Source organism: Nocardia sp. 149-1B (genome assembly GCF_057747975.1).
This window is the reverse complement of the sequence record NZ_CM173233.1, coordinates 3,876,570-3,903,011: the sequence shown is the minus strand read 5'-3', so window position 1 is coordinate 3,903,011 and position 26,442 is coordinate 3,876,570. Positions and strand designations below refer to the sequence as shown.

General features: G+C 72.5%; 29 protein-coding genes. 13 read left to right on the top strand and 16 right to left on the bottom strand.

What is annotated here, in order from left to right:
- Positions 1-69 precede the first annotated feature (69 nt).
- Genes AC3ANS_RS18690 through AC3ANS_RS18670 form a run of 5 tightly spaced genes read left to right on the top strand, consistent with a single transcriptional unit; the run spans position 70 to position 3,114 of the window.
- Entirely contained in the window at positions 70-852 is a 783-nt protein-coding gene (locus tag AC3ANS_RS18690) for a TSUP family transporter (RefSeq protein WP_488293082.1), read from the top strand.
- A gap of 13 nt (positions 853-865) precedes the next feature.
- Positions 866-1,495 (top strand): YigZ family protein, encoded by a 630-nt coding sequence (locus AC3ANS_RS18685; RefSeq protein WP_488296526.1) that lies wholly within the window; start codon positions 866-868, stop codon positions 1,493-1,495.
- Between the two features lie 52 nt (positions 1,496-1,547).
- A complete protein-coding gene (locus AC3ANS_RS18680; RefSeq protein ID WP_488293081.1) occupies positions 1,548-1,874 on the top strand; it encodes a pyridoxamine 5'-phosphate oxidase family protein in 327 nt (108 codons plus the stop codon).
- On the top strand, positions 1,871-2,605 hold the full coding sequence (locus AC3ANS_RS18675; RefSeq protein WP_488293080.1) for a VOC family protein: 735 nt from the start codon (positions 1,871-1,873) through the stop codon (positions 2,603-2,605). The genes AC3ANS_RS18680 and AC3ANS_RS18675 overlap by 4 nt, the downstream gene beginning before the upstream one ends.
- On the top strand, positions 2,602-3,114 hold the full coding sequence (locus AC3ANS_RS18670; RefSeq protein ID WP_488293079.1) for a DinB family protein: 513 nt from the start codon (positions 2,602-2,604) through the stop codon (positions 3,112-3,114). Before AC3ANS_RS18675 ends, AC3ANS_RS18670 begins: the two co-directional genes overlap by 4 nt.
- Positions 3,115-3,123: 9 nt before the next feature.
- Here the strand turns inward: AC3ANS_RS18670 and AC3ANS_RS18665 are convergent, their stop codons facing one another.
- The 8 genes from AC3ANS_RS18665 to AC3ANS_RS18630 form a co-directional block, all read right to left on the bottom strand.
- A complete protein-coding gene (locus AC3ANS_RS18665) occupies positions 3,124-3,414 on the bottom strand; it encodes a ferredoxin family protein (RefSeq protein WP_488293078.1) in 291 nt (96 codons plus the stop codon).
- Positions 3,414-4,745 (bottom strand): FAD-dependent oxidoreductase, encoded by a 1,332-nt coding sequence (locus AC3ANS_RS18660; protein WP_488293077.1) that lies wholly within the window; start codon positions 4,743-4,745, stop codon positions 3,414-3,416. Before AC3ANS_RS18660 ends, AC3ANS_RS18665 begins: the two co-directional genes overlap by 1 nt.
- A 61-nt stretch (positions 4,746-4,806) precedes the next feature.
- Entirely contained in the window at positions 4,807-6,279 is a 1,473-nt protein-coding gene (locus AC3ANS_RS18655; protein ID WP_488293076.1) for an FAD-dependent oxidoreductase, read from the bottom strand.
- Positions 6,276-7,256, bottom strand: coding sequence for an electron transfer flavoprotein subunit alpha/FixB family protein (locus AC3ANS_RS18650; protein ID WP_488293075.1), 981 nt, complete (start codon positions 7,254-7,256; stop codon positions 6,276-6,278). Before AC3ANS_RS18650 ends, AC3ANS_RS18655 begins: the two co-directional genes overlap by 4 nt.
- Complete coding sequence (locus tag AC3ANS_RS18645; protein ID WP_488293074.1) at positions 7,253-7,984, bottom strand: hypothetical protein; 732 nt, start codon at positions 7,982-7,984, stop codon at positions 7,253-7,255. The genes AC3ANS_RS18650 and AC3ANS_RS18645 overlap by 4 nt, the downstream gene beginning before the upstream one ends.
- A 109-nt stretch (positions 7,985-8,093) precedes the next feature.
- Positions 8,094-8,756 carry a response regulator gene (locus AC3ANS_RS18640; RefSeq protein ID WP_488293073.1) on the bottom strand — a complete coding sequence of 221 codons (663 nt, stop codon included), beginning with the start codon at positions 8,754-8,756 and terminating at the stop codon, positions 8,094-8,096.
- Complete coding sequence (locus tag AC3ANS_RS18635; RefSeq protein ID WP_488293072.1) at positions 8,743-9,939, bottom strand: sensor histidine kinase; 1,197 nt, start codon at positions 9,937-9,939, stop codon at positions 8,743-8,745. Before AC3ANS_RS18635 ends, AC3ANS_RS18640 begins: the two co-directional genes overlap by 14 nt.
- 84 nt (positions 9,940-10,023) lie before the next feature.
- On the bottom strand, positions 10,024-11,358 hold the full coding sequence (locus tag AC3ANS_RS18630; protein ID WP_488293071.1) for an ABC1 kinase family protein: 1,335 nt from the start codon (positions 11,356-11,358) through the stop codon (positions 10,024-10,026).
- Between the two features lie 70 nt (positions 11,359-11,428).
- Between AC3ANS_RS18630 and AC3ANS_RS18625 the strand changes: the two genes are divergently transcribed.
- Entirely contained in the window at positions 11,429-13,009 is a 1,581-nt protein-coding gene (locus AC3ANS_RS18625; RefSeq protein WP_488293070.1) for a phytoene desaturase family protein, read from the top strand.
- Positions 13,010-13,018: 9 nt separating this feature from the next.
- On the opposite strand, the gene AC3ANS_RS18620 is transcribed toward AC3ANS_RS18625, so the two are convergent.
- The 3 genes from AC3ANS_RS18620 to AC3ANS_RS18610 form a co-directional block, all read right to left on the bottom strand.
- Positions 13,019-13,456 (bottom strand): hypothetical protein, encoded by a 438-nt coding sequence (locus tag AC3ANS_RS18620; protein WP_488293069.1) that lies wholly within the window; start codon positions 13,454-13,456, stop codon positions 13,019-13,021.
- 101 nt (positions 13,457-13,557) lie between these two features.
- Entirely contained in the window at positions 13,558-13,824 is a 267-nt protein-coding gene (locus tag AC3ANS_RS18615; protein WP_488293068.1) for a PspC domain-containing protein, read from the bottom strand.
- 141 nt (positions 13,825-13,965) lie between these two features.
- Entirely contained in the window at positions 13,966-14,325 is a 360-nt protein-coding gene (locus tag AC3ANS_RS18610) for a YciI family protein (protein ID WP_488293067.1), read from the bottom strand.
- 175 nt (positions 14,326-14,500) lie between these two features.
- Here AC3ANS_RS18610 and AC3ANS_RS18605 point away from each other — a divergent pair, with 175 nt between their 5' ends.
- Positions 14,501-15,901 carry a hypothetical protein gene (locus tag AC3ANS_RS18605; RefSeq protein ID WP_488293066.1) on the top strand — a complete coding sequence of 467 codons (1,401 nt, stop codon included), beginning with the start codon at positions 14,501-14,503 and terminating at the stop codon, positions 15,899-15,901.
- 111 nt (positions 15,902-16,012) lie between these two features.
- On the opposite strand, the gene msrA is transcribed toward AC3ANS_RS18605, so the two are convergent.
- On the bottom strand, positions 16,013-16,597 hold the full coding sequence (gene msrA, locus AC3ANS_RS18600; protein ID WP_488296525.1) for a peptide-methionine (S)-S-oxide reductase MsrA: 585 nt from the start codon (positions 16,595-16,597) through the stop codon (positions 16,013-16,015).
- A 533-nt stretch (positions 16,598-17,130) separates the two neighbouring features.
- Between msrA and AC3ANS_RS18595 the strand changes: the two genes are divergently transcribed.
- Genes AC3ANS_RS18595 through ilvA form a run of 4 tightly spaced genes read left to right on the top strand, consistent with a single transcriptional unit; the run spans position 17,131 to position 22,276 of the window.
- A complete protein-coding gene (locus AC3ANS_RS18595; RefSeq protein WP_488293065.1) occupies positions 17,131-18,294 on the top strand; it encodes a cystathionine gamma-synthase in 1,164 nt (387 codons plus the stop codon).
- Positions 18,287-19,669 carry a glutamate mutase L gene (locus tag AC3ANS_RS18590; RefSeq protein WP_488293064.1) on the top strand — a complete coding sequence of 461 codons (1,383 nt, stop codon included), beginning with the start codon at positions 18,287-18,289 and terminating at the stop codon, positions 19,667-19,669. Before AC3ANS_RS18595 ends, AC3ANS_RS18590 begins: the two co-directional genes overlap by 8 nt.
- Positions 19,670-19,698: 29 nt before the next feature.
- The gene (locus tag AC3ANS_RS18585) at positions 19,699-21,069 is read left to right on the top strand and encodes an AI-2E family transporter (RefSeq protein WP_488293063.1); all 1,371 of its coding nucleotides are present in this window, start codon (positions 19,699-19,701) and stop codon (positions 21,067-21,069) included.
- A complete protein-coding gene (ilvA, locus tag AC3ANS_RS18580) occupies positions 21,014-22,276 on the top strand; it encodes a threonine ammonia-lyase (RefSeq protein ID WP_488293062.1) in 1,263 nt (420 codons plus the stop codon). The genes AC3ANS_RS18585 and ilvA overlap by 56 nt, the downstream gene beginning before the upstream one ends.
- A 138-nt stretch (positions 22,277-22,414) precedes the next feature.
- Here the strand turns inward: ilvA and greA are convergent, their stop codons facing one another.
- Positions 22,415-22,918: a transcription elongation factor GreA gene (gene greA, locus AC3ANS_RS18575; RefSeq protein ID WP_488293061.1), complete on the bottom strand. Its 504-nt coding sequence runs from the start codon at positions 22,916-22,918 to the stop codon at positions 22,415-22,417.
- Positions 22,919-23,112: 194 nt separating this feature from the next.
- Positions 23,113-23,514 carry a DUF4307 domain-containing protein gene (locus tag AC3ANS_RS18570; protein WP_488293060.1) on the bottom strand — a complete coding sequence of 134 codons (402 nt, stop codon included), beginning with the start codon at positions 23,512-23,514 and terminating at the stop codon, positions 23,113-23,115.
- Between the two features lie 84 nt (positions 23,515-23,598).
- On the opposite strand from AC3ANS_RS18570, the gene mca reads away from it, so the two are divergent.
- Complete coding sequence (mca, locus tag AC3ANS_RS18565; RefSeq protein ID WP_488296524.1) at positions 23,599-24,450, top strand: mycothiol conjugate amidase Mca; 852 nt, start codon at positions 23,599-23,601, stop codon at positions 24,448-24,450.
- 46 nt (positions 24,451-24,496) lie between these two features.
- Positions 24,497-24,730, top strand: coding sequence for a hypothetical protein (locus AC3ANS_RS18560; RefSeq protein ID WP_488293059.1), 234 nt, complete (start codon positions 24,497-24,499; stop codon positions 24,728-24,730).
- 140 nt (positions 24,731-24,870) lie between these two features.
- Here the strand turns inward: AC3ANS_RS18560 and AC3ANS_RS18555 are convergent, their stop codons facing one another.
- Both AC3ANS_RS18555 and AC3ANS_RS18550 read right to left on the bottom strand, forming a co-directional pair.
- On the bottom strand, positions 24,871-25,476 hold the full coding sequence (locus tag AC3ANS_RS18555) for a class I SAM-dependent methyltransferase (RefSeq protein ID WP_488293058.1): 606 nt from the start codon (positions 25,474-25,476) through the stop codon (positions 24,871-24,873).
- An 8-nt stretch (positions 25,477-25,484) separates the two neighbouring features.
- Positions 25,485-26,369, bottom strand: coding sequence for a universal stress protein (locus tag AC3ANS_RS18550; RefSeq protein ID WP_488293057.1), 885 nt, complete (start codon positions 26,367-26,369; stop codon positions 25,485-25,487).
- Between the last annotated feature and the right edge of the window lie 73 nt (positions 26,370-26,442).

Below are 26,442 nucleotides of genomic sequence, written 5' to 3'. Positions count from 1 at the left end.
GCTTCGGTGAGAGGACGATGTCGCGGGCCGCTTGAGGTCCGCTGGGAGCCGACTTGGAGAATGGCCGCGATGGACGACCCCACGGTGACCGTGCTCGCCCTGCTCGGCCTGGCGGGGCTCGCGGCAGGGTTCGTCGACGCGGTCGTGGGCGGCGGCGGGCTGATCCAGCTCCCCGCGCTCCTGCTCGGGCTCCCGGGTGCCAGCCCGGTCCACGTGCTGGCCACCAACAAGCTCGCCTCGATCTGCGGCACGACGGTGAGCAGCGCGACGTACTACCGCCGGATCCGGCCCGATCCGCGCACCTTCGGGCCGCTGATGCTCTTCGCGTTCGCCGGGTCCGCTGCCGGCGCCGTGGTCGCGAGCCACATCCCGGGGGAGGCGTTCCAGCCGATCGTGCTCGTCGCGCTGGTCGTGGTCGGCGCGTACGTGCTGTTCCGGCCGTCGCTCGGCGACGAGACGCTGCTGCGGTTCGCCGGTCACCGGCACACGACGGTGGCGATGCTGACCGGGCTGACGATCGGGTTCTACGACGGCGCGCTCGGCCCGGGTACCGGCAGCTTCTTCGTGATCACGCTGGTAGGTCTGGTCGGCTACAGCTTCCTCGAGGCCTCCGCCAAGGCTCGGATGGCCAACTGGGCCACGAATCTCGCCGCCCTGTGCGTGTTCGTCCCCCAGGGCGCGGTGGTGTGGCACGTCGGGGTCGTGATGGGCGGCTGCAATCTCGTGGGTGGTTACCTGGGGGCGCGTACGGCGGTCGCGCGCGGAGCCGGGTTCGTGCGGGCCTTCTTCGTGGTGGTGGTCGCGGCGTTCGTGGTCCGCATCGGCGGCGACGTCCTGGGGCTGTGGTCATGAGGCTGGGGTCGTGATCAGCTACCTCACGATCGCGCGCGACGCGGAGGCCGAGATCGAGGTCAAGCGCTCGCGGTTCCTGTGCACGCTCGTCCGGGTCGAGGACGAGGAGGCGGCCCGCGCGGTCGTCGACCGCCTGCGCCGCGAGCACTGGGACGCGCGTCACCACTGCTCGGCGTTCCGGATCGGCCAGGTCGAGCGCTCCTCCGACGACGGCGAGCCCGCCGGCACCGCCGGCGCCCCGATGCTCGAGGTGCTCCGCGGCCATGCCGGCGAAGGCGTGAGCGACGTCGTCGCGGTGGTGACCCGCTGGTTCGGGGGCACGCTGCTCGGTGCGGGCGGGCTGGTCCGGGCCTACGGCGACGCCGTCCGCGCCGGTCTCGACGAGGCGGGCACCCTGCGCCGCACGCTGGTGCGCGAGCACCTGCTGGAGCTCGACCACGCCGAGGCCGGCCGGATCGAGAGCGAGCTGCGGTCCCGCGGCGTCGTCGTGCTGGACTCGGCGTACGCCGCGAGGGTCACCCTGCGGCTCGGCGTACCGCCCGAGGAGGAGGCACGGCTGGCCGCACTGGTCGCCGAGCTCACCGCCGGCACCGGCGAAACGCGGGTGGCCGGCGAGCGATGGGTGGATAGCCTCACATCATGAACTCACCCCACGAAGCCGCTCGCTGCGCTCACGCCTCCGCGGGGACCCCGACATGAGCATTCCGGTGGACCTCGCCGACCTGCCGAAGACCCTGGCGGACTTCGACCGCGGCTACCTGCTGACCAGTGCGGAGGGGCGCGTCAAGGCGGTCTCGGTGCGCGCGGTCGCTGCCGACGGCACGCTGCGGGTCGCGAGCCCGGGCCGCGGGTCGGTCGCCAACGTCGGCGCCAACCCCACGGTCACCCTGCTGTTCCCGCCGCTGGAGCCGGGCGGCCTCACCTTGCTGGTCGACGGCACTGCGGCGACGGAGGGCGACGACGTGGTGGTGACGCCGGGCAGCGCGATCCTGCACGTGTCCGTCGCTGGGGACCGCGTATGAACACCTCACCGTTCTGGGTCAGCGCGTTCCTCGACTTCGCCCCCGACGACTTCGAGCGGGGCGTGGCCTTCTGGCAGGGCGTCACCGGCTACGAGCTCTCCGAGCGGCGTGGCCTCGACGGTGCGTTCGCCACGCTGGTGCCGCCGGACGGCGACGACTACCTGCGGGTGCAGCGACTCGGCGGCGGCGACGGGCGCGTGCACCTCGACCTCCACGTCGAGAGCCCGATGGTGGCCGCCGAGGCCGCGATCGAGCTCGGCGCCCAGGTGCTGATGCGCCACGAGCAGGGGTACGTCGTGCTCCGCTCGCCCGGTGGCTTCGTGTTCTGCTTCGTGCGCCACCACGCCTCGCACCGCCCCGCGCCGGCGACCTGGCCGGGCGGCAACCGCTCCTCCGTCGACCAGGTGTGCCTCGACCTGCCCTCCGACCTGCACGCGGCGGAGGTGGCCTTCTGGCAAGCGCTGACCGGGTGGGAGTTCCAGGACTCGGTGTCCGCGGAGTTCTCCCGGCTGCACCCACCGGACGGCCAGCCGTTGCGCTGGCTGCTGCAGCGGCTCGACGAGCTCGACGGCGAGGTCTCCGCACACCTCGACCTGGCCACCGACGACCGGGAGGCCGAGGCCGCCCGGCACGTCGCCCTCGGCGCGAGCATCGCCCGGGTCCACGAGCACTGGACCGTGCTGATCGACCCCGTCGGGACGACGTACTGCATCACCGGGCGCAAGCCGTGACGCGCGCGGACCCGCCCGTCGCAGCGGACGAGAGGACGACCCTGCTCGCGTTCCTCGACTACCACCGGGACACGCTGCGGCTCAAGACCGACGGCCTCGACGCCGCGCAGCTCGCGACCACGCTGCCGCCGTCGGAGATGACGCTCGGCGGGATGCTCAAGCACCTGGCGCTGGTCGAGCAGTCCTGGCTCCGCCGGGTCTTCCTCGGGGAGGAGTTCTCCGAGCCGTGGGCCTCGGTCGACTGGGACGCCGACTGGGACTGGGACTGGCACAGCGCCGTCGACGACTCACCCGAGGAGCTCCGGGCGCTCTTCGACGAGGCGGTCGCTGACTCCGACACGGTGATCGCAGCCTCGAGCCTGGACGACCCCGCAGTCCGGCCGGACAAGCGGACCGGCGAGCACGCCAGCCTGCGGTGGATCCTGCTGCACCTGGTGGAGGAGTACGCCCGCCACAACGGCCACGCCGACCTGATCCGCGAGTCGATCGACGGCGCCACGGGAGAGTGAGGGGCCGGGTCAGCCCTCGCGGAAGGCGACCCCGAAGCCTCCTCGCGGGTAGTGCCACCTCAGCCCGCGGTCACCTGCCAGGGCGAAGCAGGCCCCGCACTCGAGGCACGCGGCGTGCTGGACGACGATCGTGTCGTCGGGCCCCGGTGAGTAGACGTGGGCCGGACAGACGCGGGTGAGGAGCTCCAGCAAGCCGGTCGCCCGGGCGACGTCCTGGTCGATCTCGATGTGGGACTCCTCGTGGTCGACCGTGTAGCGGTTGCGCGCGAGCCGCTCGGGGACCGTTCCGATGCCGGCCATCACAACGACCTCGATGCCGAGAGCGCGTCGGCGGCGACCCTGCGGATCGAGACGCCAGAGCCGCGCAGGGTCCGCCACCCGGCGCGGACGAGGTGGCGGCGAGGCGAGGTGTCGAGGTCGTAGACGTCGTGGAGAACGTCGGCAGCGAGCTGGCCGTAGGCGCCGTACAGGCCCTGCCGCTCGAAGAAGCGCGGTGCTCGAGCGTAGGTCGTCATGTCCTGCCCCACGAACGACCGGTCCAGTGCTGCGGGATAGTCGGCCAGGGCCGCCATCGACCGGTCGCCGGACTCGAGCGCGCGGTGGATCACCTGGGCGGCCACGATGCCGGAGCCCGCCGCGAGGTCCATGCCGCGGACGGTGAAGCCGGTGTTCAGCGTCAGACCGGCGGCGTCGCCCACCACGACCAGCCCGGGCCTGGTGAGGTCGTGCATCATCGCGCGGCCGCCCTCGGCCACGAGGTGGCAGCCGTACTCCAGGGGCTCGCCGCCGGCGATCAGGGGTGCGATCGCCGGATGCGCCAGGAGGCGGTCGTGCAGGTCGCTGGCCGCGAGCCGGGAGTGCTCGAGCTCGTCGAGCCGGACCACGACGCCGACCGAGACCGAGTCACGGTTGGTGTAGAGGAACCCACCTCCGCCAAGACCGGCCGTGCAGTCGCCGACCAGGGCGTACGCCGCGCCCTCACCGGGCGCCAACCCGAACCGTTCCTCGATCATGGCGGCGGGCATTCCGAGCACCGACTTGACCCCGAGTGCCAGCTGCTGCGGCGGTGCTGCCTCGCGGATGCCGATGCTGCGGCACAGGAAGGAGTTCACGCCGTCGGCGGCCACGACCGCGTGGGCGCGCAGCTCGTCGCCGCCGGCCCGGATCCCGACGACCCGGTCGCCCTCGCGGATGAGGGTGTCGACGAGCACGCCCGGCATCACCACCGCGCCCGCGGACTCGCACTGGGCGGCGAGCCAGGGGTCCAGCCGGGCGCGCAGCACCGAGACCGCGTTGACGGGGCTCGCCAGACGGTCGTCGCTGTAGTCCAGCGTCACGTGGGATCCGGGGTTGAGGAAGGTCATGCGGTTGCTGGTGATCACCCGCTCGACCGGGGCCTGCGCGGCGAAGTCCGGCCAGACCTGCTCCAGGATGCGGCAGTAGAGGATGCCGCCGGAGAGGTTCTTGGACCCGGGAGCGGGCCCGCGCTCGACCAGCAGCACGTCGTGTCCAGCGCGCGCGAGCTGGTAGGCGCTCACGCATCCGGCGATCCCGGCGCCGACCACGATGACGTCGAAGTCGACGTCGGGGCCGGTGTCGGGGCCGGTGTCGGGGCCCGGTGACGAAGTCATGTCCCGCTCCTCGGGGTAGGTCCCCGGGATGGAGTGGGCGCTCCATCCCGGGGAGAGGGGGTCAGACGAGCACGCCGTGCTCGATCTGCTCGGCGATGTCGTCGGCCGCCAGCCAGCCCGACGTCAGGGAGAACCCGTTGGCCGAGCCCGGGATCGGGAGGCTGTAGCTCTCGCCCCAGAGACCTCCGGCGTCGCAGCCCACGACGTACAGGCCCGGGATCGGACGATCCTCCGCGTCGAGTGCGCGCCAGTGGTCGTCGGTGCGCATGGCACCCATGCTGATCATGATGCCGGTCTCCATCTTGACCGCGTAGAACGGCCCTTCGGCGACCGGGATCAGGTAGCGCGCCTCCTTGTGGAACCGCCGGTCCACGCCGTCGTGGCAGTAGTGGTTGTACTGGTCCACCTCCGCCGCGAGGACCGCCGGGTCGACGCCGATCTTGCCGGCGAGCTCCTCGATGGTGCCGGCGCCGAACACGTTCGTGCGGGACTCGTCAGCGGCGTCCGCCTCGATCTCGGTCGCGAGGCCGGGCAGCTTGGCGTAGTTGTTGATGTAGATGCCGAGTCCGACCTCGTTGCCCACCTCGACCAGCTTGCGGATCTGCTCCTGCCCGATGATCGCCCAGTACATGGCGTCCGGCAGGCCAGCGACGATGTCCCCGGCGTGGCCGAAGTTGAGTCCCGCGATCTCGTCGGTGAACCGCTTTCCGTACTTGTCGACCCACAGGTAGGGCTGGAAGCCGGCGCAGTTGGTCTCGCTGACGATCGCCTTGTCCCGCATGAACGGGAACAGCAGCAGGGTGCCGATGTTGCGGTTCACGACCGCTCCCGCCTCCAGCAGCATGTTGATGCCGTCGCCGGTGTTGCCCTTGCCGCCGACGTTGATCATCTTGCTGCCCACGCCGTAGCGCGTGTACTTGTCGAGCATCTCCGGGCTCGCTGCGTAGCCGCCGGTGCCCACCACGACCGCCTTCGCGCCGAGGTGCACCTCCTCGCCCGCGGAGTCGGTGGCGGTGACGCCGGCGACCTTGCCGTCGGTGACCACGATCCGGCGCGCCGGCGTGCTCAGGAAGATGTCGACCCCGCGTCGGCGTGCCTCGGCCTCCTGCAGCTCGATCACATGCGCGATCTCGCCCTCGGGCAGGTGCCAGGTGCGCAGCTCGCCGGGCTGGTCGGGGGCGGTGATCTGGACGTCGTGGTAGACGACACCGAGCTCCTCGCGCAGCTTCACGATGCTCGTCGCGGCGTTCTCGACGAAGCGCGACACGATGGCGGGGTCGGCCCGCCAGTGCGAGTAGTCGAGGTAGCGGTCGTACGCCTCGGCCTTGCCCACGTGGATGCCGCGCTTCTCCTGCTCGTCGGACTCGAAGGCGGCATGGCCCTCGGCGAACGCCGAGCTGCCGCCGACCTGCGGCTCCTTCTCGAGCAGTGCGCAGGTCAGCCCGTGCTGAGCTGCCTGCAGGGCAGCCGCCAGACCCGAGATGCCGCCGCCGATGACCACGACGTCGTACTCGGCGTCCAGTCGTTGCGTCATGACTCTTCTCCTCTTCCTTGCTGCTGTGAGCGGTCCTCGAGCAGCGCAGCGCGGAGCTCGGGGAGGACCTCGTAGAGGTCGCCGAGGATCCCGTAGTCGGCACGCTTGAAGATCCGTGCCTCGGGATCGTTGTTGACCGCGACCACCGTCTTGGCGTCGCGGACGCCGTCCAGGTGCTGGGGCGCGCCGGAGATGCCGACGGCCACGTACAGACGCGGTGCGATGTGCTGGCCCGAACGCCCGATGTAGCGCTCCTGGGGGATCCAGCCGAAGTCGTCGGCGATCGGCATCGAGCAGCCGATGGCGGCGCCGAGCGTCTCGGCGATCCCCTCGACGAGCGCCAGGTCTGCCTGGGCCTTCAGGCCCCGGCCGACCGCGACGACGCGAGCGGCCTGGGCGAGACCGCTGTCCGCGCTCGCGACCGGTTCGCTCTTCTCGATCCGTACGTCGGCGTCGTCGAGCCCCGTGAGCGGCTCGATCGGAGGCTCGGCCGATGCCCCGGGCACCGCCGCGACGTCGGGACCGGCGAACAGGCAGGCGACGGGGCCGGCCGACGCCAGCGTCTCCTGCACCCGGCCGCCGAGGTCGACCCGGTCGATCACGACTGTGGCTCCCTCGACAGCCAGGGACTGGGCGCCAGGGACCACGGCCGCGCCCAGGGCGTGCGCCGCGGCCCCGAGCAGGATCCGGGTCGGGAGAGCCGGAGTCGCCAGGACCGCCCGTGGCTCGGCGGTGACCAGCAGGTCGGCGACCGCCGGGGCATACGCCTCGGCCGGTACGCCGGGGGCCGGGTCGAGCCACGCGACGTGGTCGGGCCGCGCGGCTGCGGCCGCCTCGGCGAGGGGCCGGGGGCCGACGGCGAGGACCGCCACCGGCGCGCCCGTCGCGCGTGCGGCCAGCACCATCGCCGTGAGCTTGCGGTCGTCGGTCGCCAGCACCCACACGCCGCCGTTCACCACGGCGCCCGCGGGGCTCACAGCACACCGTCCGCGCGGAGAGCGGCAACCAGCTCGCGTGCCGCCACTGCGGGGGCCCCGTCGAAGACCCGGGTCTGGTGGCCGGGCACCGGACGCGTGCCCCGCGAGTCCAGCGCGCCGCGGCTCGGAACGTCCAGGTCGGCCAGCGACACGGTCGTGACCGGACGCCTGCGGGCGGCGAGCACCTCCTTCATCCCCGGTGCCTGCTTCTCCGCGGCGGCCGCGGCGACGCCGACGACCGCGGGCAGCGGCAGGCTGAGGACCTCGTCGAGGTCGTCGAGCCGACGAGCCACCTCCACCCGGCCGTTGTCCGTCCGGGCGGTGGAGGCGCCGAGGACACCGGGCCACCCGAGGAGCGCGGGCAGCGCGGCGGCGACCCCGGGGGAGCTGTCCGCGTCGCCGATGACGACCAGGTCGACGTCGCCGATCCAGCGGATCGCGGCCGCCAGCAGCTCGGCGGTGGCGGCGTTGTCCGGCAGACATGGCGCGTCCGTGACGGCGACGGCCTCGTCGGCTCCTCGGGCGAGTGCCCAGCTGGCGTCGCCGTCACCGATGGTGAGGCCCACGAGACGGCCGTCGGCCGCCGTGACGTCGCGGGCGAGCGCCACCGCGGCCGCGTCGTCGTCCCCGGGAACCATCGTGGCGCCCCGCCAGTCCACCGAGCCGTCGGCGCGGACCAGGGCGTCCTCCGGGTCGCGAGCCCAGGTGTACGCGACGACTGTCTTCATGCCTGTCATCGTGGTCGCCGGCTCGTGGCGCCCGATAGCACCGAAGCGCTACGCCGGGGTGGCGGATCCGATAGGGCCTCTTGGCCCGGGCCTCGCTCGGTGGTCCGACTCAGTCGGCGAGGCCGTGCCGCACGCCGTAGACCGCGACCTGGACCCGGCTCTTCATGTGCAGCTTGACCATCACCCGGCCGAGGTGCTTGCGGACCGTCGCCTCGCTGACGCACAGCGCCCGGGCGATCTCGTCGTTCGACATCCCGTCCACCAGTCGGCGCAGCACGTCACGCTCCCGCGCGGTCAGCACCGCGGCCGCCGGCGGCAGGTCACCGGTCGGCGACCCGCTGAACTGCGCGAGCACCCGCCCGGCGATCGCGCTCGAGAGCGCCACCTCACCCTCCCGGACCGCGACGAGCAGCTCGTGGAGGCGCTCGACCGGCTCGTCCTTGCTGAGGTAGCCGTGGGCGCCGTTGCGCAGCGCGTGGAAGACGTCCTCGCCGAGGTCGGACATCGTCAGCATGACGACGCGGGTGCTCGGGAGGAGGTCGTGGATGCGGCGGGTGGCCTCGACGCCACCGATCCCGGGCATCCGCACGTCCATCAGGACCAGGTCCGGTCGCAGCCGGAGCGCCGACTCGACGGCCCGCTCGCCGGTGGCGACGCTCGCGACGAGCTCGAAGTCGGCCCAACGCTCGATGAGGGCGGCGAGCCCGTCCCGGAACAGCTGATGGTCGTCGGCGACCAGCACGGTCGTCCGCTCGGGGTCAGGCGAAGTCATCGGCCGCCACCGGGATCGGAGCGAGCGAGCGCACGGGCGCCTCGGCGGTCAGGATGGTCCCGCGCGGGTCTGCGGCGCGGACGGTGAGGGTGCCGCCGATCTGCTCCAGCCGCTCGCGCATGATGCGTACGCCGAGCCGGGTGTCGAGGATGCTCGCGGGGTCGAAGCCCTCACCGTCGTCCTCGACCACGAGCCCGACCTTCGTGCTGGTGGCCTCGACACCCACCCGCACCCGGGACGCCCGTGCGTGGAGGTAGCAGTTCGACAGGGCCTCCTGGAGCACGCGCACGAGCTGGGCGCCCACCTCGATCGGGACCCGCTCGGCGAGATCCGGTCGCCGGCACTCCAGCTCGGTGGGCAGACCCCAGTCCCGCTCGAACTTCTGGACGTGGACGCGCACCTGGTCGAGGAACCTCCCCTCGGTGAGCGCGGCGTCGGCCCTCAGCCCGAGCATCAGGTGGCGCAGCCGGGCGCGCAGCTCACCGACCATCTCGTCGACCTGTCCGAGGAGGATCCGCATCGCCGCGAGGTCGCCCTGCTCGAGGTCGAGCTTCATGCTGGCGACCCGCAGGCCCAGACCCGCGACCTGCTGGGAGAGGTCGTCGTGGAGCTCGTCGCTGAGCCGGCGACGCTCCTCGAGCGCTCCGAGCTCGCGCTCGCGGGCCGCCACCTGCCAGCGGTAGAGGGCGCTCCCGATGATCCGGCCCGCCACGGCGAGGAACCCCCGGGTGGCCTCGGTCGGGACGAAGTCCCGGTCGAAGCACAGCAGGATCGCGCCCAGGTGGCGCCCGTCCGCGTGCAGGGACACGACGATCCCCGACGTACCGAACCAGGCCTTGAAGTCGTCGGGCAGGGTGCGCCACGCCTCGTCGTCGAGGTGATGGGACGCCGAGACCGGCCACTCGCCCCGGTTGAGCCAGGGCGCCCGGATGTGCTCGCTCGCCGGCATCGAGTCGAAGCCGGGGCCGATCGCCGCCCGGTCGGACTCGTCGGCCACGAGCCGCAGCACCGTCGCGGAGTCGTCGAGCAGGTAGGCCGGCGACACCGAGGCGCCGACGGCGTCCCGCACGATCCGCACGGCCCGCAGGAACGACTCGCGGTGGTCGCTCGACCACGTGAGCGTGTCGCTGATCCGAACCAGGTCGGACAGACGTGGGGGCACCGCGCCGACAACCGGCTGCACATGACCACGCTAGGGCCAACCCCGCGCCCGGGGATGGGTCGGAGGTCCTGGGCCGGTCCGCACCGTCCGGCGCGGTGAGGAGCGTCAGGCTTCGGCGAAGCCCGGCAGCGACTCGGTGAGGATCTGGCGGAACGGCGCCTCGCACTCCAGCTGGCAGAGCACGCCGACGCCGGCGAGCCAGGTGCGGTGGATGAGCAGGTACGACGGCGGCAGGTTGATCTTCATGCCGACGGTGTAGGCGGGGTCGCGGGGGTCGTTGATGCGGGCGAACTGGCTGCGCATCCACTCCCGGGAGAACCGGAACCGCTCGACCTTGGTCGGCTCCACGAACGGCGCGAGGTAGTCGAGCAGCTGGCGGGGGTCGACCTTGATCTTGTCCTTGATGAACCCCTCGCGGCGCAGGCCCTCGATCAGCTCGTCGGGGTCCTCGATGGCGGCGACGCGCAGCAGCCGGCCCATCGCCTCGGGCAGCCCCCGCTCGGGGAGGCGGGCGACCGCGCCGAAGTCGAGCACACCCAGCCGGCCCGGCTCGCCGCCGGGGCCGGGGAGGATCCGGTAGTTGCCGGGGTGCGGGTCGGCGTGCAGCATGCCGGTCCGGGCCGGCCCGGAGAACAGGAACCGCACGAGCAGCTCGCCGTAGTGGTCGCGCTCCTCCTGGGTGCCGTTCGCGATGATCGAGGCCAGGGAGGCGGGGCTCTCGAGCCACTCGGTCACCAGCACGGTCGCGCCGACGGCGACCACGTCGGGCACCACGATCTCGGGGTCGCCGCGGAACGCCTCCGCGAAGACCCGTTGCGCGTCGGCTTCCAGGTCGTAGTCGAGCTCGTCCTCGGCGCGCGCCTGCAGCTCGGCCACCAGCGGCTTGAGGTCCAACCCGGGGATCAGCGGCGCGGCGGTCCGCGCGACACGTGAGAGCTGGCGCAGGTCCGAGCGGAGCGCATCGCCGGCGCCCGGGTACTGCACCTTGACCGCGACCTCGCGGCCGTCGTGCCAACGCCCCTGGTGCACCTGCCCGATCGAGGCCGCCGCGGTGGGACCCCCGTCGAGCCAGACCAGGCGCTCACGCCAGTCGGGCCCGAGGTCGTGGGCGAGGATGTCGCGCACGGTCTGGGTCGGCATCGGCGGTGCGTCGTCCTGGAGCCGGGTGAGGTGCTCGCGGTAGGGGCCGGCCATGTCCTCGGGCAGCGCCGACTCCATGATCGAGAGCATCTGCCCGACCTTCATCGCGCCACCCTTGAGCTCGCCGAGGGTGCGGAACAGCTGCTCGGCCGTGCGCTGCTGGATGTCGGTCATCACGGCGTCCGCCGAGGCCCCGCCGATCCGGCGGCCCAGACCCACCGCGCTGCGCCCGGCGTACCCCAACGGCAGCGCGGCCAGCTTGGCCGTCCGTGCCACTGCCTTGCGGGGGAGCTCGGTCACCCGGACATTCTCCCCGACGACCGAAACGCGTGGTCCGCATGGGCTCGGCGCGGCGGGGTACGGTCCGATCGTGAGCCAGGAGTACGACGCCGTCGTCGTCGGCGCCGGACCCAACGGCCTGGTCGCGGCCAACCATCTCCTCGACCGCGGCTGGTCGGTGCTGGTGCTCGAGGCGCAACCGGACGTCGGGGGCGCCGTCGCCAGCAGCCGCGAGCTGCACCCGGACTTCGTGCACGACACGTTCAGCGCGTTCTACCCGCTGGCGGCGGTCTCACCGGCGATCCAGGGCTTCGGGCTGGAGCAGCACGGTCTGCGGTGGACGCACGCCCCGGCGGTGCTCGGTCACTGCCTGCCGTCGGGGGACTGGGCGCTGCTGCACCGTGACCGCGAGGTCACCGCCAGGCTCCTGGACACGCAGCACCCGGGCGACGGCGAGGCGTGGCTCGCGCTCTGCGCCGAGTGGGACCGCATCGGCGACGCGATCGTCGGTGCCCTGCTGACGCCGTTCCCGCCGGTGCGACCCGCGCTGGCGGCACTGCCCCGGCTGCGCTCGGTCGGGGGGCTGCGGTTCGTGCGCGAGCTGCTGACGCCGGCCGCGGACCTGGCGCGGCACCGCTTCGGTGGCGAGGCCGCCCGCATCCTCCTGGCCGGCAATGCGGGCCACGCCGACATCCCCTTGAGCGCGCCCGGGTCAGGGCTGATGGCGCTGATGATGACCATGCTCGGGCAGAGCGTGGGCTTCCCGGTGCCGGTCGGCGGCGCGGGCGAGCTGGCCCAGTCCCTCGCGCGCCGGCTGCGCTCGGGGGGTGCGGCGATCCACTGTGACAGCGAGGTCAGCGCGATCGAGGTCGCGAAGGGCCGAGCGGTCGCGGTGCGTACGGCGGCCGGTGAGCGCTACGCCGCCCGTCACGCGGTGATCGCGGACGTCGCCGCGACCAGCCTCTACGGGCGGTTGCTGCCCCCGGAGACGCTGCCCCGGCGCACCCGGGAGGGGATGCGCAGCTTCGAGATGGACCCGGCGACGGTCAAGGTGGACTGGGCCCTCTCGGGGCCGATCCCGTGGCGGTCGGCTCCGCCGTACGACCCGGGGACGTTCCACGTGGCCGACTCCGTCGAGCAGATCGCCGCGGCCATGCACCAGGTGGGATCACGGACGATCCCGGCCACGCCGTTCCTGCTCGCCGGCCAGATGACCACGACCGACCCGACCCGCTCGCCGGCGGGCACGGAGTCGCTGTGGGCCTACACGCACGTCCCGCAGGACACCGAACGCGACGCCGGCGACGGCACGGTTCGCGGGCTGTGGGACGAGGCCGACTGCGAACGGTTCGCCGACCGGATGCAGGCCCGCCTCGAACGGCTCGCGCCGGGCTTCGGCGACCGGGTGCTCGCCCGGCGGGTGCTCGGGCCGCGCGAGCTGGAGGCGCGCGACGCCAACCTCGTGGGCGGCGCGATCAACGGCGGTACGGCGCAGCTGCACCAGCAGTTGGTGTTCCGCCCGGTGCCCGGGTTGGGCCGGGCCGAGACCCCGGTGCGGGGCCTCTACCTCGGCTCGGCGGCCGCGCACCCGGGTGGTGGGGTGCACGGCGCGCCCGGCACGAATGCCGCGCGCGCCGCGATCGCCCACCGCCGGGTGCGCGTCCTGCGCTGAGCGCTCCGCTCAGGCGACGACGGGCGGGTCGACGGGCGGGTCGACCGGCGGGTCGACCGGCGCCTGGGCGGCCAGGCAGGTGTCCAACCGCTGCTGGGCCTTGTCCAGCCGCTGCTGCTGGGCCTTCTTGACCTTTCCGGCCTTCAGCTCGGCGACCTGGGCCAGGCGCAGCAGCTTCTGGGCCGCTGCCTTATGGCGAGGCGTCGTGGCCGCGGCCACCGCGGCCTCGGCGTCGGTGACCGTCACCTGGATGCGGTCGAAGACGGCCGTGACCCGCGCGAGCGCGTCCTGGGCCTTCGCCACCTGGGCGGTCTGGGTCGCGCAGGGAGCCGTCGGGTCAGGCGTGCTGCCGACCGCCTGCGCGGCGCCCGCCACGCCGGCGACCAGGCCGCCGCTGAGCACGACTCCCGCGGCCGCGGCCGCGATCGTACGAGTGATGTGTCCCATGTGGATCCCCTCTGACGCAGATGTCCCCCAACACGAGGGTCATCGGCTGGGGGACGGGCCTGCTTGAGGGGAGGACACCTGCCCGATGAGACAGGTTGCGCTCAGGCGACCGGTGGAGCCGGGGGCGCGGGCGGGGCCGGCTGGACGTAGGTGACGTACTCCTCCGACGGCATCAGGATCCACAGGATCGGGTAGATCAGCAGCTGGCTGCCGGGCAGCACCATCAGCGCGAGGACGAACAGGATCCGGGCCGGCCAGGGGTCGATGCCGAACCGGCGTCCGAGACCGGCGCAGACGCCGCCCAGGACCCGGTGGTCCCGTGGCCGGACGAGCCCGTTGCCGGCGAAGGTCTGGTGGATGTCGTTCATGGTGGCGCACTTCCTCTGGGTGGCTCTGGCGGTGGTCCGGGATGTCTTCCCCGGGTATCTCCACTGTGCGCCGCGGACGACCCCCGCCACATCGGGATCTGCCCTGTGCCGACCCTGATCCTCGAGCCGACGTGCCGGGGGTCAGGCGCCCGCCGGCCGCGGCTTGAAGCGGCGTACCTCGTGCGGCCACCCGCAGGCCTCCGAGATCTTGGCGGCCCACTTCTTGGCCTCGTCCGCGGTCGGGACGTCGATCAGGGCGAAACCGCCCAGCCACTCCTTGGTCTCCGCGAACGGGCCGTCGGTGATGATCGTCGTGCCGCTGGTCGGGTCGGCGCTGAAGGCCTCCTCGAGCTCCTCCACGAGACCGCCGGAGAACACGTGCACCCCGGCCTCCTCCATCTCGTGCACGACCGCCATCGCCAGCGGCCCCCGGCTGCGGAACCACTCCTCGGAGTGATCGCCGACCCACTGCTGGTTGAAGAACATGAGGTACTCCGCCACGTCTGCTCCCTTGCTCGAGCGGACCCGGTGCCCGCCGCTGCCTACGCTACGAATGGCGCGGGGCGGATACGACACCCTTTTCGGAGAGACGACGATGGGCATCTTGTCGTCGCGGGGCGGGTGACCTGGTCGTCTATCCTGAGGTCTTCACGAGCACAGGGGGTCTCGGGTGCGGGTGTCGAGCAGTGTTGCGATCGGTGTGTCGGCGGTGGTCCTCGCCGCCCTGGTGCAGGTGGTCCCCGCTGAGTCGGCGGGCACGGTGCCGATGTGTCAGGGTCACCGGGCGACGATCGTCGGCAAGCCCGCCGATCTCGAGCTCGACGGCACTGCGGGTGACGACGTGATCGTGACTCAAGGGGCCGCGAGAGTCCTGGGCGAAGGCGGGTCGGACCGAATCTGCGTGACCGGCGACAGCAGACCCCACGGCGGCACCAGCATCGACGCCGGGCCCGGAGATGACCGGGTGCGGGTGGCGACCTCCCGGACATATCAGCTCCGGGCCGTCCTCGGCGATGGCGACGACCGGATGGTGGTGGCGACCACCCCAACGGACCGGATCTATGCCCAGCTCGGTGCGGGCACGGACGTGTACCGCGGCGGCTCCGGCCCCGACTCGGTCAATGCCGACTCCGGGGCTCCTGCCGACGAGTACGACCGGATCAGCACCGGTGCCGGTGCTGATCACGTCACCGTCGGGAAGTTCGACATGCCGACCCACGATGACGTCGACCTCGGGCCTGGTGACGACCAGCTCCAGGTGCACGGATGGCTGGTGCCCGACGCCCGGCCGCTGGGCGGTGCTGGTTCCGACAGCCTCGATGTCAGGTGGGGCCCCTGTCATGGGCACGTGGGCGATCCCGACTGCGCGGACACGACCGAGTGGGTCATCGACAACAGGCTCGGGGTCGCCACCGTCGATGGTGTCGTGCAGACCCAGTGGTCCGGGTTCGAGGTGTTCCAGCCGTACACCTGGATCCCCGGACCGGTGACCTTCATCGGCAGCGACGCCGACGAGGTCGTGGGCGTGGAGCCAGGCGGCCTGGCCGGCGCGACCATGGGTGCGGGTGATGACATGCTGGAGATGTTCTCGGGGCGTATCGACCAGCAGCGCGCGATCTCCGGTGGCCCCGGGCGCGACACCCTCAGCGTGGGGGGCCATGCGCTGACGCTCGACCTGGCTGCAGGCGCGATGTGGGAGCGGCGCACCGGCTCGGCCACTGACCCGAGCGCGCGGTTCACCGGATTCGAGAGCGCCGCGGGTACAGGTAGCGCAGGAGTGCTGCTCATCGGCGACGAGGGGGACAACACCCTTCGCGTGTTCGGCTGCAACGTCGAGGCTCGCGGGGGTGCCGGTGACGACCACGTGTCGGTGTTCCCCGGCCTGCTGACCGGTGACGTGGTTCCCTGCGCACCCTCCGGACGAGACGCGCGCTTTGACGGCGGCCCGGGAGACGACGTGCTGCGCGGAGGTCAGGGCCCCGACCGTCTGGACGGCGGCGGCGGCTTCGACAAGGCCTACGGACTGCGAGGCAACGACGTCTGCCTCGCCGAGGTCCGCCGCGACTGCGAGCACTGACCTGCCGGCCACCCCCTGGCTGTCTCGTCGATGGCCGCAGGGGACCGAGCGAGCATCCCGTACCGCAAGCGAGGGCGGGCCCCGGTGAACGACCCGGGGCCCGTCGTCAGGTCAGGCGGTCTCGGGGAACTTGACCCCGGTGTTGGCGTGGCAGCGGTAGCCGTTCGGGTTCTTCGCGAGGTACTGCTGGTGGTGGTCCTCGGCGTAGTAGTACGTCGTGTCGCTCACCGGACGGATCTCGGTGGTGATCTGGCCGAGGCGGCGGCGCTCGAGCTCTGCGCCGTACACGGCGGTCAGCTCGCGGGCGACCCGCTCCTGCTCGGGGGAGGTGTAGTAGATCGCGGAGCGGTACTGGGTGCCGATGTCGTTGCCCTGGCGGAAGCCCTGGGTCGGGTCGTGGACCTCGAAGAACGTCTTCACGAGGTCGGCGAAGGACACCTGTGTGGGGTCGAAGACGATCCGCACGGCCTCGGTGTGGTTGGTCGCGCCGGAACAGACCTCCTCGTACGACGGGTTCGGGGTCGTTCCGCCGGCGTACCCGACCGAGGTCGACCAGACGCCCGGCACCTGCCAGTAGATCTCCTCGGCGCCCCAGAAGCAGCCCAGCCCGAAGACCGCCACCTCGTAGCCCTCGGGCACCTCGTCGGTGATCACGGGTGCGTCGAGGACGCGGTGTCGCTCGGAGATCGGGAACATGCGCTCGCTGCGGCCGGGCAGGGTCTGCTCGGGGGCGACCAGCTGGGCCTTGCGGGTGAGGAACACGGGCACTCCTAGGTGTCGCAGGGACGTTGCACAGTCTCCAACAACGGTGGTGAGCGTGGCGTTCCCGCTCAGAGGGGTCCTGCGTCACGCGCCACGTAGAGCTTGAGGTGACCGCGTCCGGCGTGTCGGCTCCGCCCCGACGCCGGCCGCGGATCGATCTTGGATCGATGATCCGACGGTGTGGTTGCGGAGCGCGCAGCGCGGCACTCTCAGCCGACCCCGTTGTCCTCGACGAACCCGGGCTCGAGCGCCACGGACTGGCAGGCGGTGCAGTGCGGATCGGCCATGCGAGCGAGCGTAGGCGACCTGGTGCGGTGGTTTCGAGGCTCAGGCGTGGCGGCCTTCGCACCTCAACCACCGGGTCGGCAACGGCCTCCGCGAACTCGATCGCCGTCGCGGTCGTTGAGGTGCGAGCGCAGCGAGCCTCGAAACCACCGCCGGCGAGCACCGGCGATAGCCTCGACCGCATGACCAGCCAGGAGCACCTCCACAAGTCAGGGTTCGAGACGCGTGCGATCCACGCGGGCTACGAGCCGGACCCGACGACCGGTGCGGTGATCCCGCCGATCTACGCGACGAGCACCTACAAGCAGGACGGCGTCGGCGGGCTGCGCGGCGGCTACGAGTACAGCCGCTCCGCCAACCCCACCCGCACCGCCCTCGAGGCCAACATCGCGGCGCTGGAGGAGGGGGAGCGCGGGTTCGCGTTCGCCTCCGGGCTCGCGGCCGAGGACACGCTGGTGCGGGCGCTGTGCCGGCCCGGCGACCACGTGGTGATCCCCGACGACGCGTACGGCGGCACCTTCCGGCTCTTCGACAAGGTCGAGCAGGTGTGGGGCCTGGCGCACAGCCCGGCGCCGGTGTCCGACCCGGAGGCGGTCGCCGCGGCGATCCGCCCGGGTGAGACCAAGCTGGTGTGGGTCGAGACGCCGACCAACCCGCTGTTGAACATCGGCGACATCGAGGCGCTCGCCGCCGTCGCCCACGACGCGGGCGCGCTGCTCGTCGTCGACAACACGTTCGCCTCGCCGTACCTCCAGCAGCCGCTGACGCTCGGGGCCGACATCGTCGTGCACTCCACCACGAAGTACTGCGGCGGCCACTCCGACGTGGTCGGCGGCGCCCTGGTCGTGCGCGACCTCGACCTCGCCGAGAAGGTCGAGTTCCACCAGAACTCCATGGGTGCGGTGGCCGGCCCGTTCGACGCCTGGCTGACGTTGCGCGGGCTGAAGACGCTCGCGCTGCGCATGGAGCGCCACTGCGACAACGCCGAGCGGGTCGTCGACTTCCTCACCAGCCACCCCAAGGTCGGCGACGTGATCTACCCCGGTCTCGAGACCCACCCCGGTCATGAGGTCGCGCAGCGGCAGATGCGGCGCTTCGGGGGGATGGTGTCGTTCCGGGTCACCGGCGGCGAGCAGCACGCCCTGCAGGTGTGCGAACGCGCCGAGATCTTCACTCTCGGCGAGTCGCTGGGTGGCGTGGAGTCACTGATCGAGCACCCCGGCCGGATGACCCACGCGAGCGTGGCCGGCACCGATCTGGAGGTCCCCGGCGACCTGGTGCGCATCAGCGTCGGCATCGAGACCGCCGACGACCTGGTTGCGGACCTCGAGCGCGCGCTTGCCTGAGGTCGGCGCGCCTGAGGTGGTCGTCTGCGTCGACTTCGGGTCGACGTTCACCAAGGCAACGCTGGTCGATCTCGCCTCGGCGCGGATCGTCGCGGCCGCGGAGCACCCGACGACGATCCCCGGGGCCGATGGACGAGGCGACGTCCTGGACGGGTACGACGACTGCCTGGCGGCCCTCGTCGCGCAGGACCCGCGGGCGGGCGACGCGGAGGTGCTGGCCTGCTCGAGCGCGGGCGGCGGCCTGCGCATCGCGGTGGTCGGCAACGAGGAGCTGGTCACCGCGGAGGCCGGACGCCGGGTCGCGCTCTCCAGCGGCGGCAAGGTGGTGGCCGTCCTCGCGGCGGCGGGTCGTGTGCCTGAGGACGAGGCATGGGCCGTTCTGGGGCACACGACCCTCCCTGACGTGGTGCTGCTGACCGGCGGCACCGACGGCGGCAACAGCGAGGTGCTTCTCGGCGCGGCCCGCGGGCTGGTCGCCGGCGGCTGGCGGGGTCCGGTCGTGGTGGCCGGCAACACCGAGGCGCAGGCCGAGGTGAGCGCGATCCTGGGCGACGTGCCGCACGTGCTGGCCGCCAACGTCGTACCCCGCATCGGCGAGCTCGCACCCGAGTCGGCTCGGGCCGCGGTGCGCGAGGTGTTCCTGGCCCACGTGATCGGCGGGAAGCACCTGAGCCGGCGCACGGACCCTTCGACAGGCTCAGGACAGCGCTTCGCCGCGATGGTCCGCGGCGCCACCCCCGACGTGGTGCTCACCGGGGTCGAGGTGCTCGCCCAGGGGGTCGGCGACGTGGTCGTCGTCGACGTCGGCGGCGCCACCACCGACGTGCACTCGGTCGTCGAGCTCGACCCCGACTCGATCGGCCGCGAGGTCGTCGCCACCACCCGGGTCACCCGCACCGTCGAGGGCGACCTCGGCATGCGCTGGTCGGCGCTGACGACCGTGGCCGACGCCCCGGAGCTCGTCGCGGCGGCCCAGCGGCGCCATGACGACCCGGGCTTCCTGCCGGACACCGCGGAGGAGCGCGAGGCCGACGAGGCGATCGCGCGCTCGGCCGTCGGGCTCGCGCTGCGCCGCCACGCCGGCCGGTCCAAGGTCGTGCTCAGCCCCGAGGGCCGGGTCGTCGAGCGCACCGGCAAGGACCTGCGGCGGGTCGGGTTGCTCATCGGTTCGGGCGGGGTGCTGCGGCACGGACGCCCGGATGTCGCCCAGCGGGTGCTCGCCGGGAGCACCGGCGAGATCGAGGGCGGCTGGCAGCTGCCCCGAGCGCCCCGAGTGGTGGTCGACGCCGACTACGTGCTGGCCGCGGTGGGGCTGCTGGCGGCCGACCACCCCGACACGGCGTACCGACTCGCCATGACGCTCGCCGAGCGCTGATCCGCTCGCCCGGGCCGTAGCCTGTCGCCGTGAGCAACGACGCTGACGACCAGGCCCTCGACGGGGCCGGCGACGGGGCGGGTGCGGGTCCCCCCGAGCCACGCCCCCAGGGCCGGCGTCGACTGCCCTCGATCCACCTGCGGCAGCGCCCCGCCGACGTGAGCGAGGAGGGCATCGCGGCCCGGCTTGCCCAGCAGTGGGCCTCCTTGCGCGACGTACGCCGCGCCGCGCCCGCCCCGGTCACGGCGGGGGCCTCGAACTTCAGCCGCGCCCAGGTGCCCTGGGGCCTGGACCTGGCCGCCGCCTGGGCGTGGCGCTTCCTGGTGATCGCGGCCGCGGGCTACGTGCTGCTCTGGCTGGTCGCGTTCTTCGCGGTCGTCACGATCCCGCTGGCGATCGCGCTGCTGATCTCGGCGCTCGCCGCACCGCTCGTCGGCGGGATGCACCGGTTGGGCCTGCCACGTGGACTGTCGGCCCTGCTCGTCGTGGTCGCCGGCATCGCGTTCGTCGTCGCGATGCTGACGTTCGCCGGCCAGCAGGTCGCCAACGGCGCCAACGACCTCGCCGACCAGTCCGCCCAGGGTCTGGGCGAGATCAAGGACTGGCTGCGCGACGGCCCGCTGCACGCCAGCGACTCGCAGATCGACCACTGGATCCAGTCGGCCCAGGACAAGCTCGAGAACAAGGGGAAGGGCTTCGACCTCGGCAACGTGACCGAGGTGGGCACCGCTGTCGGGCACATCCTGGCCGGGTTCTTCATCGTGCTGTTCTCGACGTACTTCTTCCTCGCCGACGGTGAGCGGATCTGGGCCTGGCTGGTGCGGCTCGCGCCCCGTGCCGCCCGGCAGCACGTCGACAGCTCGGGGCGGGTCGCATGGATCTCGCTGACGCAGTTCGTCCGCGCCACGGTCATCGTGGCGGCGGTGGACGCGGCCGGGATCATGACGGTCGCCGGCATCCTCGGGGTGCCGTTCGTGCTCGCGATCGGCGTGCTGGTGTTCCTCGGGTCGTTCGTCCCGATGGTCGGCGCGACCCTCGCCGGCACCGTCGCGATCCTCGTGGCGCTGGTCGACCAGGGCCCGATCACCGCGCTGTTCATGCTCGGCGGCGTGATCCTCGTCCAGCAGATCGAGGGCCACGTCCTGCAGCCCTTCCTCATGGGCCGCTGGGTGTCGCTGCACCCGCTCGGCGTGATCGTCGCGATCGGCTGCGGCGTGCTGGTCGCGGGCATCGCGGGCGCGCTCGTCGCCGTACCGCTCGCGGCCGCGCTGAACGCGGTCGTCCAGCACCTCGCGGTCAGCACCGACCCCGGAGACGACCCGGTCGAGGAGCTCGAGGAGGACTATGTCGAGATGGGGGCCTCGGTTGACGTCCCCGAGGAGGGCGGTAGCAGTGAGTGAGCGCGTGGGACTGGCCGACGTCGAGGAGGCCCGCCGGGTGCTCGAGGGGGTCGCGATCCGCACCCCCATGGAGGAGTCGCGCTGGCTCTCGGCCGTCGCGGGTGGCCCGGTCTCGCTCAAGTGCGAGAACCTCCAGCGCACGGGCTCGTTCAAGCCACGCGGCGCCTACGTCCGGATCTCCCGACTCTCACCCGAGGAGCGCGCGCGCGGCGTCGTGGCCGCGTCGGCGGGCAACCACGCGCAGGGCGTCGCGCTGGCCGCCCAGCTGCTCGGCATCAAGGCCACGGTGTTCATGCCCGAGGGGGCCCCGATCCCCAAGGAGAAGGCCACCCGCGGGTACGGCGCCGAGGTGCAGTTCCACGGCCGCTATCTCGAGGACGCGATGGTGGAGGCGCGGGCGTTCGCCGAGCGCACCGGAGCAGTGCTCATCCATCCCTTCGACCACGCCGACATCGTGGCCGGTCAGGGCACCGCGGGGCTCGAGATCCTCGAGCAGTCACCCGACCTGGAGACCGTGCTGGTGCCGACCGGCGGCGGCGGGCTGCTCGCCGGGGTCGCGATCGCGGTCAAGGCACTGCGCCCGGACGTCCGGGTGATCGGGGTGCAGGCGGCCGGTGCCGCGGCGTACCCCGCCTCGCTCGCCGAGGGGCGGCCGGTCCCGCTCACCTCGATGACGACCATGGCCGACGGCATCGCGGTCGGGCTGCCGGGGCAGATCACGTTCGAGGCGGTGCGCGACCACGTCGACGAGATCGTCACGGTGTCGGAGAACGCGCTGTCGCGCGCGGTGCTCGCGGTGCTGGAGCGCGCGAAGATGCTCGTCGAGCCCGCCGGGGCCGCGGCGGTCGCGGCGGTGATGGAGAGCCCGGGCTCGATCCGTACGCCGGCCGTGGCGGTGCTCTCCGGCGGCAACATCGACCCGCTGCTGCTGGGCAAGGTGATCCGGCACGGCATGGCGGCCGGCGGGCGCTACCTGAACCTGCAGGTCTGCATCCCCGACCTGCCGGGCGGCCTCGCCCAGCTGCTCACCGACATCTCCGAGGTCGGGGCCAACGTGCTCGAGGTCGCCCACGAGCGCATCTCGCCCACGCTCAACCTCCACGAGGTCGAGGTCCACCTCCAGCTGGAGACCCGCGGCGAACCCCACACCGCCCAGGTGCTGGCCCGGCTGCGCGAGCGCGGCTACCGGGTCGACGGCTACAACTAGCGCGAGTCGGCGCGTCTGCACGAAACGCAACGCCGAGTCGGCGCATCTGCACTTCTCCCTGGGGAGAACTTCGTGCAGTTGCGCCGACTCGACTGTTGTCAGCGTGCAGTTGCGCCGACTCGGCGGGGATAGTGACGCTCAGCCCTGGTAGGGGACCGCGTCCACGATCACGACCTGCAGCTCCTTGCCGTTGGGGGCGAGGTAGGAGACGGTGTCGCCCCTCTGGTGGCCGTTGATGGCCGCGCCCAGCGGGGACTGGGGGGAGTAGGCGGTGAGGCCCTCGGGCTCGATCTCGCGGGCGCCGAGCAGGAAGGTCTCGACCTCGTCGTCGTCATCGCCGACGAACTTGTAGGTGACGACCATGCCCGGCTCGACCACGCCGTCGTTGGGCGGGGTCTCGCCGACCTCGGCGCGGCGCAGCATGTCCTCGAGCTGGCGGATGCGGCCCTCGATCTTGCCCTGCTCCTCGCGGGCGGCGTGGTAGGCGCCGTTCTCCTTGAGGTCACCCTCGTCACGAGCGGCGCTGATGCGCGCGATGATCTCCTGGCGGACCGGGCCCTTGAGGCTCTCCAGCTCGGCCTGGAGCTTGTCGTAGGCGTCCTGGGTCAGCCAGACGATGTCGGGCTGTGCTGCCTGTGTCATCGGGTACTCCTGCTCACTTCGAGGTACGACGGTGCGAACCGCCCGTTCGTCGGTGGTGTCTCACCGGGTCCCGGGGAAACGGGCGTGTGCGAATACGCGCGGGGCCCTCTCCCTGGACGGCCCTGCGGGACAGTCAGATCGTCCACTGTAACAACTGACCCACGGAACCGCAGGTCAAGCGGCCTGTGGAGGGGTCAGCGCGGCCGGTTCTGGTTCGGCGTGGTGCAGCCCACCAGCTCCACGGACGTGGCGCGCCGCTCGGTCCGGATGCTCTGCTCGGTGCGCCCGCTCTGCGTCGGGTTGAACGGGAGCTCGCCCACCACGGTGTGGTCCTCGGCGTAGGCCCGCAGCAGACAGGTCGCCTCGATGTCGTCGCGGGCGAGGTCGACGCGCACCGACGCGGTCGCCTCGTGCGCGCTGACCACGTCGTAACCGAGCATCGCGGACTGCACCTCGGGGGTCGACTGCGCCCAGATCGTCCAGCCCAGCCAGCCGAGGAACGCCGCGGCCAGCGCGACGCTCGCAGCCAGCAGCACCCGGCGTCGCCACGGCGCGGGGGCGCCGTACCGGTCGGCCAGGTCGGTCTGCGCGCTCACCCCTTGATGCTCCCACCCTAGGATTGCCGGGTGACGCAGCACCCCACCCCGTCCTCGGAGAAGCCCCGCGCGGGCCTCCGGCTCATGCACGTGCACGCCCACCCCGACGACGAGTCGTCGAAGGGCGCCGCGAGCACCGCCAAGTACGTCGCGGAGGGCGTCGACGTCCACGTCGCGACCTGCACCGGCGGCGAGCGTGGCTCGATCCTCAACCCGAAGATGGACCGGCCCGAGATCCTGGCCAACATCTCCGAGATCCGCCGCCAGGAGATGGAGAGGGCCCGCGACATCCTGGGCATCCGCCAGGACTGGCTGGGCTTCGTGGACTCGGGTTGGCCCGAGGGCGACCCCAAGCCGCCGCTGCCGGAGGGTTGCTTCGCCCTGGTGCCGCTGGAGGAGGCGATCGTCCCGCTGGTCCGGCTGATCCGGGAGTTCCGCCCGCACGTGCTGACGACGTACGACGAGCGCGGCGGCTACCCGCACCCCGACCACGTGAAGTGCCACGAGATCAGCGTCGCGGCGTTCGAGGCCGCCGCCGACCCGGAGCGGTTCCCCGAGCTGGGCGAGCCGTGGCAGGTCCTCAAGCTGTACTACCACCACTCGTTCAACCGCCCGCGGATGATCGCGATCCACGAGGCGATGCTCGAGCACGGTCTCGAGTCGCCCTACGCCGAACGCCTCGAGCAGTGGAAGCCCGAGCCGGAGTGGGACGCTCGGATCACCACCCGGGTGCCGTGCTCGGACTACTTCGGGGTGCGCGACCAGGCCCTGCTCGCGCACGCCACCCAGATCGACCCCGACGGGTTCTGGTTCGCCGTGCCGCACGAGCTCCAGCAGAAGGTCTGGCCCACCGAGGACTTCGAGCTGGTCGTCAGCCACGTCGACTCCCCGACCCCGGAGGACGACCTCTTCGCCGGCATCACGAACCCGGCCTGACCCGGCCCGGAGCCCCAGGCCGACGACCGTCTGAGAGGATCGGACCATGCAGCTGCTCACCCTCGCCCCGGACCTGATGACGTTCGTGGTCTCGCTGGCCGACCAGGTGCCCGACGAGAAGGACGTCAAGGCCGGCTGGCTGGCGTTCGCGATCTTCATCGGCCTGGCCCTGGCCGTGGCGTTCCTGGGCTTCAGCCTGGTCAAGCAGCTGCGCAAGACCCAGGCGGCCAAGGAGGCCGGGGTCTACGGCCCCACCGACACCTCCGATGAGATGCCCTGACCTGAGCTTGCGAAGGTCAGGATCCAGCAGCCAGGTCGAGTAGCCGCGCAAGCGAGGCACGAGCTTGCGACCGGCGTATCGAGACCAGGCGCACCCGACCGTCTGAGGCTCAGTTCACGCCGACTCGGCGGAGTTCGAGGTCAGCGCCGCACCACACGCACCAGGCAGTCCCAGGCGGTCCGGACCGGCTCCTCGCCATGCCCGTCACCGACGGTCCGGGGCACCCGCTCGGCGCGGACGAGGTCGTACGCCGGACCCTCCGCGAGGTCGCTCAACACGTCCTCGGCGGTCATCAGCACCGCCGGATCCTGCGGTCCGCCCGTGCCCTCGGTGAGGTTCGTGGAGTCGTGCGCCACCAGCAGGAACGTGCCGCCGGGCACTAGCGCGGCGTACGCCGCCCTGACGGCCGAGCGTCGCTGCTCCGCCGGCAGCTGCAGGTAGGCGATCAGCACCAGGTCGTACGCCGACGGCTCGTCCCAGGTCGTCGCGTCCGCGCAGACCCAGCGCACCGCGACGTCCCCCGCCAACCGGCGGCCCTTGTCGAGCGCGATCGCCGAGAAGTCCGCGGCCGTGACGTCCCAGCCGTTCCGGGCCAGCCAGATCGCGTTGCGCCCCTCGCCGGCAGCCAGGTCGAGGGCCCGTCCAGGGGCGAGGCCACCGATCTCGGCGGCGACGAACTGGTTCGGCTCGGCCGACCACACCAGCTCGCTGGCGGCGTACCGCTCGTCCCAGTCGTGGGCGTCCACGGCTCGATCTAACCACGCCGGCCGGCGCTCGCCGGCTCACCCGCCGGCAGCGCAGCGGTCGGCAGCAGGAGCACGGGGCACGGGGCGTCGTGGAGCACCGCCCGGGTGACGGGCCCCAGCCGCGATCCCAAGGCTCGGTGGATGCCGTGCCGGCCGAGCACCACGAGCCGCGAGTCCGCGGCGGCACGCAGCAGCGCCGGCAGCGGGGACCCGTGCTGCACGTCGATGTCGACCGGCACCGCGACGTCCGGCCGCAGCGGCCGCAGCACGTTCTCGATGTCTTCGCGTGCCCACGCCTCCCACTCCCGGCCGACCCGCTCCAGCACGGCGTCGTCGTAGGGCGGCGGGAACGACCAGGTGTGCAGCACCCGCAGCGGCGTGCCGTGCTCCTGGGCGAGCGCGACGCTGGCGTGCAGCAGGTCGGCGCTGTGCTCGGGGGCGTCGATCCCCACGGTGATCGGCCGGTCGTCGTCGCTCGGCGCGGTCCAACGGGGCGGTACGCAGACCAACGGGATGGGCGCGCGGCGTACGGCGGCGCCGTCGAGCGAGCGGGTCAGGCTGCGGATCAGGTGCAACAGGTCGCGGCGCTGCAGGACCACCATGCGGGCGTCGACGCTCGCGTCGAGGACGCTCTCCACAGCAGGACCGCGCACCAGCGACCCGGAGACCTCGATCGCCGGGTCGAGGAGGTCCTGGGCTCGGCGTACGGCCTGGTGGAGGACCTCCGCGGCGGAGACCTGGGTGACCGGCGGTCCCGACAGCGACGGGCCCGGTTCGTAGGCGTGGACGAGGCGGACCGGGCAGCCGTGGACCGCGGCCTCGCCGCCGGCGTAGCGCAGCGCGGCGTCGAGATCGCCCCGCGGGACGCTGACGACAACGGGACACGAGTTCATCCTGGCCTCCTCCGAGTGCGGCCGCCTTGCCCCGAGCCTCCCCCCGGCGAGCCCGTCAGGGCAGGGCCGGAGG

Coding starts and splice junctions, on each gene's coding strand:
- AC3ANS_RS18615 (WP_488293068.1), bottom strand. CDS start 13,824: ATGAACGACATCCACCAGACCTTCGCCGGCAACGGGCTCGTCCGGCCA.
- AC3ANS_RS18680 (WP_488293081.1), top strand. CDS start 1,548: ATGAGCATTCCGGTGGACCTCGCCGACCTGCCGAAGACCCTGGCGGAC.
- AC3ANS_RS18595 (WP_488293065.1), top strand. CDS start 17,131: ATGACCAGCCAGGAGCACCTCCACAAGTCAGGGTTCGAGACGCGTGCG.
- AC3ANS_RS18560 (WP_488293059.1), top strand. CDS start 24,497: ATGCAGCTGCTCACCCTCGCCCCGGACCTGATGACGTTCGTGGTCTCG.
- AC3ANS_RS18665 (WP_488293078.1), bottom strand. CDS start 3,414: ATGGCCGGCATCGGAACGGTCCCCGAGCGGCTCGCGCGCAACCGCTAC.
- greA (WP_488293061.1), bottom strand. CDS start 22,918: ATGACACAGGCAGCACAGCCCGACATCGTCTGGCTGACCCAGGACGCC.
- AC3ANS_RS18550 (WP_488293057.1), bottom strand. CDS start 26,369: ATGAACTCGTGTCCCGTTGTCGTCAGCGTCCCGCGGGGCGATCTCGAC.
- mca (WP_488296524.1), top strand. CDS start 23,599: ATGCACGTGCACGCCCACCCCGACGACGAGTCGTCGAAGGGCGCCGCG.
- AC3ANS_RS18660 (WP_488293077.1), bottom strand. CDS start 4,745: ATGACTTCGTCACCGGGCCCCGACACCGGCCCCGACACCGGCCCCGAC.
- ilvA (WP_488293062.1), top strand. CDS start 21,014: ATGTCGAGATGGGGGCCTCGGTTGACGTCCCCGAGGAGGGCGGTAGCA.
- AC3ANS_RS18640 (WP_488293073.1), bottom strand. CDS start 8,756: ATGACTTCGCCTGACCCCGAGCGGACGACCGTGCTGGTCGCCGACGAC.
- AC3ANS_RS18645 (WP_488293074.1), bottom strand. CDS start 7,984: ATGAAGACAGTCGTCGCGTACACCTGGGCTCGCGACCCGGAGGACGCC.
- AC3ANS_RS18690 (WP_488293082.1), top strand. CDS start 70: ATGGACGACCCCACGGTGACCGTGCTCGCCCTGCTCGGCCTGGCGGGG.
- msrA (WP_488296525.1), bottom strand. CDS start 16,597: ATGTTCCCGATCTCCGAGCGACACCGCGTCCTCGACGCACCCGTGATC.
- AC3ANS_RS18655 (WP_488293076.1), bottom strand. CDS start 6,279: ATGACGCAACGACTGGACGCCGAGTACGACGTCGTGGTCATCGGCGGC.
- AC3ANS_RS18620 (WP_488293069.1), bottom strand. CDS start 13,456: ATGGGACACATCACTCGTACGATCGCGGCCGCGGCCGCGGGAGTCGTG.
- AC3ANS_RS18675 (WP_488293080.1), top strand. CDS start 1,871: ATGAACACCTCACCGTTCTGGGTCAGCGCGTTCCTCGACTTCGCCCCC.